Origin of the sequence: Falsibacillus pallidus, assembly GCF_003350505.1 — a bacterium.
Lineage (GTDB): Bacteria > Bacillota > Bacilli > Bacillales > DSM-25281 > Falsibacillus > Falsibacillus pallidus.
Genome location: NZ_QQAY01000032.1, coordinates 1 through 4,827, shown reverse-complemented (window position 1 = coordinate 4,827; position 4,827 = coordinate 1). Strand labels below are relative to the sequence as shown.

Sequence of the window (4,827 nt, the reverse complement as noted above, 5' to 3'; positions counted from 1 at the left end):
GTCCCTGTGCTTCACTAGAAGGATTGCCGCCATTTTTTGTCGAAGTAGTATGGAACAAATATGAATTTTAACGACAGAAATGGAGGCTTCAAAAATGGGCATTAGAAATTATCTGATAGAAGGCGTTTCCGGCACCGGTAAAACTTCGATCTGCAGTGAATTGCAGCAGCGCGGCTATCATGCCATTCATGGTGACCGTGAATTGGCTTACCAAGGCGATCCGGAAACTGGTATACGGGCTGATCGCGTCACAGATGGAGACTCGTACGAGGACCACATTCGGTATTTACACGAGCACCATATTTGGGATGTAGCTAAAGTAAAAGCATTGGTTGCCAATCAAGATGATCCGGTAACATTTTTCTGCGGTGGTTCAAGAAACTTTTCGAAATTCATCGATCTATTTGACGGAGTGTTTGTCCTCGAAGTAGACCTTGACACATTGAATAAGCGTCTTGACGAGCGGTCAGAAAATGAGTGGGGTGGAAAGGGAAGAACAACGGAAAGGGAACTCATTGTGAGGTTGCATCAAACGAAAGAAGACATTCCGAAAAACGGAATAATAATTGACGCAACAGCATCGATCGAGCACGTCGTTGATGAGATCATTCGCCAAAGCGAAGAAAATAAATCCTAATGACAGTAACTGATGGTTGCTCTGGACAGACCGATTAAGGGGTAGGGAGCGCTCGAACCGTCCCCGTGTAAAATCAAAAAGGAACTTGGATAATCAAGCTCCTTTAGTTATGGATTAAATGACTTCTCAAATCCACTCTTTTCCGTGCTCTCGAATGAATGTAATATCCATTTGATAGTGTTCATAATGTCCTTCATCAACCATTCTTTGAAAAGAGCTGTCGCCTTCAGCGGCTTTTCGTTTCATGTATTTACATAAACCTTCTAATCGCAGCAATACCATATCTAAAAACCCTTCTTCCATTCCCTCAATATCATAGGTTTCAAAAAATAAATTAACTCTTCGTTTTATGCGTTCGGCATCACGCGTTGAGTTATAACGCACTTCCTCGCCTTTTTCATTATGATAATGTCTGCTTAAAGGAACGCATGTGTAGAGGGTATAGGCAATGTCCCAAAGTCTTGGACCGGGAGCAGCAACATCAAAGTCAATAATACCAACCGGCATTTCTTGATTGAAAATAATGTTATAGATTGCAAAATCATTGTGGCATAAGACCTCAAAGTTATCTGGTGTATTATCGATGGGAGCCCACTCATATAGTGAAGGGAAATCAGATACAGCATCATGATACTGACGAAGGATCTTCGCTATTTTTTTCAAAGCTTCATCTGACCACATATATTCCTTCAGAGGATAATTCCCTGCTTCTCCTTCAATAAAAGATAATATTTCTCTATTGCTTTCATCAATGCCTAAAAACCTTGGTGCGTAATTAAAACCCTTGCTTTCCAAATGCTGCAATAATGTATGAATTTTATCACTATTAGTCTTTAAATCTCTTCGAACTGTATCTTTCGATCGATATACGTTTGAGACGTTGCCGCCTGTTAACTTTTCTTCATTATGTAAATTTGTCATTCAATTACCTCCATAACAAGCGGCAGGTTCTCAGGTTTCATTTGATCGCTTGAATTGTTTTCCTGAAATAAATCAGTAGCTTGCCCTTGGCAGATGGTCGTGGTAATACTTTTCGATAATCGGAAGTATTTCCGGAGTTGAATCGTAGTAAGTTTTACCGATTTTATCCGTGAAGAATTTAAAACTCTTCTTACCATCAAAAAGAGTAACGGCATAGCTCCATCCCTTAACTTCCTCTTGATTTTTCTTAGGCGTAAACTCGATATCTTTAATCTGGGAAAGCAAATCATCCATTTGATCTTGCTCGGTTATGGTTAATGATCCTCCACTCGTACCATCCTGAATGACGATTTCGTCAACCTTCTTTATATCAGTATCCTTCCAAAATTCCTCTAATGACTGCGTTTTTCCACTTGTACAAGCAGTGAGGAAAAACAAGCTCAGAATCAGGACGATATACTTTTTCATTTAAGCACCCCGCAAATTGATTATTTATATGTTAGACGAAGCAGGAGCTGAATAGTTGCGATTTGCTTTCTATTTTAAACAATTCTCCATTATCGGGATTACTTAAGTGTGCCGTTCCAAGAACTAACATACTCGGTTTTCCCACTAAAATTCTCCTCCAATCCACTTACTATAAGAAGTTCTATAAAATCCCACAATTGTCCTGTTTTGTTTGTTTAGTAATATAAATGGTTATTGAAATCTGTTAAAATTTGTATAAATTCATTAGGATTAATCCTCAAAAAAAGGAGTTTTATATGAGTACAAAACGTAATAAAAAGATTTGGACATTAGTTTCAGGAACAATACTTATTATCATTTTTATTTCTATAATGACTTGGTATTATCCGCTATCTCCGCTTAGTGTCAATCAAAGTTTTACTTATCATCCTGGTTGGGAAACACATAATTGCAAGACTTATAAAGAAGAGCTTAACGAGTTTAAAAAAACCTATGAAGAGGATTTAAATGAGATTTCAACAAGTGATAATTTCAATTTCACAGTAGAGCGAACCCAATATATTCTTCCGATTTTTGAGCAGCAATGGCTAATCGGCACGGATCCAAAATCAATAGATAAAGATAAACTGAATAGAATGCTTTTTGATGTAGAACAGGCAAGGAACACCCTGTTGAATCTTGTTTCTGAAGGAGATTATGATAAGGAAGAAAAAGAATACTTGGTTCAAAATATAAAGAATTTCTTAAGCTTAGAAGAAAGCATTAGAGAGATAAAAGATGGAAAATATTTCTCCAGAAGAGATTTACAAACTTTGTTTGGTAATTTACGCGGAGCTTTTAGAAGTGAATTTAATTTATATACTACCAATTTGTATGGTAGGCATTAAGGAAGCACAAGAGCAGTCCACGCGCTTCCTAGGAAGTAAGCACCATTAAAGTATACCTATTCCAAAAAATAAATTGACAGAATATTTATTAATGTGCAAATATTTAAGTAGATCAATGGAAAGGAGATTACATATGAATACGGAAAAAAGTCAAAAATCGAAGTTTAGCTTTTGGTATGTACTTTTGATTGTCCCGTTTATCACGACGCTGTTCCCTGGAATGTATGCATTTGATGAACCTAGGCTTTTTGGATTTCCGTTTTTTTATTGGTACCAGCTTGCGATGATTCTGGTATCAGGTGTGTTAACGATCATTGTCTATTATAAAACGAAGGAAAAGTAATTGGACGATCATGGCCATAAGGAGTGTTAAGAGATGAACTGGACAGCGCTTAGTGTTTTCATTTTATTTTTTATTTTCGTAACCGTTCTCGGCTTCTATGCAGCAAGATGGCGCAAAGGGGATTTAACACAGCTTGATGAGTGGGGGCTTGGCGGAAGAAGATTCGGCACGGTCGTCACATGGTTTCTATTAGGCGGCGATTTATATACCGCTTATACATTTATTGCAGTACCGGCGCTCTTATATGGGGCAGGGGCGATGGGCTTCTTCGCTGTTCCTTATACGATTGTTGTGTATCCTTTTATTTTCGTTGTAATGCCTCGTCTTTGGTCGGTTTCCCGCAAGCACGGTTATGTAACCGCTTCCGATTTTGTGCGCGGCAGATATAATAGCAGTACATTAGCGCTCGCTGTTGCTATCACAGGCATACTGGCTACAATGCCTTACATCGCGCTTCAGCTTGTTGGGATGCAGGCAGTCATTTCTGCGATGGGCTTTAAAAGTACTGGCCTCGCTGGCGAACTGCCGCTGATCATCGCGTTTGCCATCCTTGCTGTGTATACGTATTCCAGCGGACTTCGTGCACCGGCATCGATCGCGATTGTGAAGGACATTATGATCTACATAACGATTATCGTGGCCGTCATCGTCATTCCTATGAAGCTGGGTGGTTTTGGAACGATTTTTGATTCAGCAAAGGATGCTTTATCCACCCATAACCCGCCAGGAGCTTTCATCTTAGGAAAAGGATCTTTCATGGCGTATGGAACGCTTGCATTCGGATCGGCTCTTGCACTATTCCTATATCCGCATTCCCTGACAGGGGTGCTCAGTTCGAATAGCCGCAACACAATCAAAAAGAATGCGGCGATATTGCCTGCGTATTCCCTTGTACTGGGATTCATCACATTGCTTGGCTTTATGGCTCTAGCGGCCCATGTCAATGTGAAATCAGGAAATGATGCCATCCCGGCGTTGTTTTTGAAAATGTTCCCGGATTGGTTCAGCGGTTTTGCATTCGCAGCAATCGCGATTGGGGCGCTTGTTCCAGCAGCCATCATGTCTATTGCTGCAGCAAACCTGTTTACGCGAAATATCTACCGCGAGTATATCAATCCGAACTGTTCAGCTAAGCAGGAATCAAGTATGGCCAAGCTCATTTCGCTTCTTGTGAAAGTGGGAGCGCTTGGATTCATCATTTTCTTCCCGAAAGAATATGCGATTAACTTGCAGCTATTAGGAGGGATATGGATCCTGCAAACATTCCCGTCCGTAATCATTGGCCTCTACACAAACTGGTTCAATCGCTGGGCACTTATCCTCGGATGGCTTGTTGGAATGGTGTCAGGTACGATGATGGCATTCTCCCAAGATATGAAGTCCATCTATCCACTGCACTTGTTTGGATCGACTGTCGCAGGCTATGCTGCACTATACGCACTGATCCTCAACTTTGTCGTAGCAATCGTCCTGACCTTCGTGTTCAAGGCGATGGGATTGAACAATGGAAAAGACCAAACAGTAGAAGAAGATTACAAAGCGGCGTAATAGTTATTTGGAAGCACGGGGAT

6 protein-coding genes are annotated in these 4,827 nt (G+C 40.4%); 4 read left to right on the top strand and 2 right to left on the bottom strand.

The features are described from left to right. Positions 1-94 precede the first annotated feature (94 nt). Positions 95-637: an AAA family ATPase gene (locus DFR59_RS19890; protein ID WP_114747411.1), complete on the top strand. Its 543-nt coding sequence runs from the start codon at positions 95-97 to the stop codon at positions 635-637. Between the two features lie 126 nt (positions 638-763). On the opposite strand, the gene DFR59_RS19885 is transcribed toward DFR59_RS19890, so the two are convergent. After that, complete coding sequence (locus DFR59_RS19885) at positions 764-1,558, bottom strand: phosphotransferase (protein ID WP_114747410.1); 795 nt, start codon at positions 1,556-1,558, stop codon at positions 764-766. A gap of 72 nt (positions 1,559-1,630) precedes the next feature. After that, positions 1,631-2,026 (bottom strand): putative periplasmic lipoprotein, encoded by a 396-nt coding sequence (locus tag DFR59_RS19880; protein WP_114747409.1) that lies wholly within the window; start codon positions 2,024-2,026, stop codon positions 1,631-1,633. Between the two features lie 296 nt (positions 2,027-2,322). Between DFR59_RS19880 and DFR59_RS19875 the strand changes: the two genes are divergently transcribed. The 3 genes from DFR59_RS19875 to mctP all read left to right on the top strand — a co-directional run bounded on the left by DFR59_RS19875 (position 2,323) and on the right by mctP (position 4,804). Further along, the gene (locus tag DFR59_RS19875; protein ID WP_114747408.1) at positions 2,323-2,913 is read left to right on the top strand and encodes a hypothetical protein; all 591 of its coding nucleotides are present in this window, start codon (positions 2,323-2,325) and stop codon (positions 2,911-2,913) included. 133 nt (positions 2,914-3,046) lie between these two features. Then, positions 3,047-3,256 carry a DUF3311 domain-containing protein gene (locus DFR59_RS19870; RefSeq protein ID WP_114747407.1) on the top strand — a complete coding sequence of 70 codons (210 nt, stop codon included), beginning with the start codon at positions 3,047-3,049 and terminating at the stop codon, positions 3,254-3,256. Between the two features lie 33 nt (positions 3,257-3,289). Continuing rightward, positions 3,290-4,804: a monocarboxylate uptake permease MctP gene (mctP, locus tag DFR59_RS19865; protein WP_114747406.1), complete on the top strand. Its 1,515-nt coding sequence runs from the start codon at positions 3,290-3,292 to the stop codon at positions 4,802-4,804. Positions 4,805-4,827: the final 23 nt, after the last annotated feature.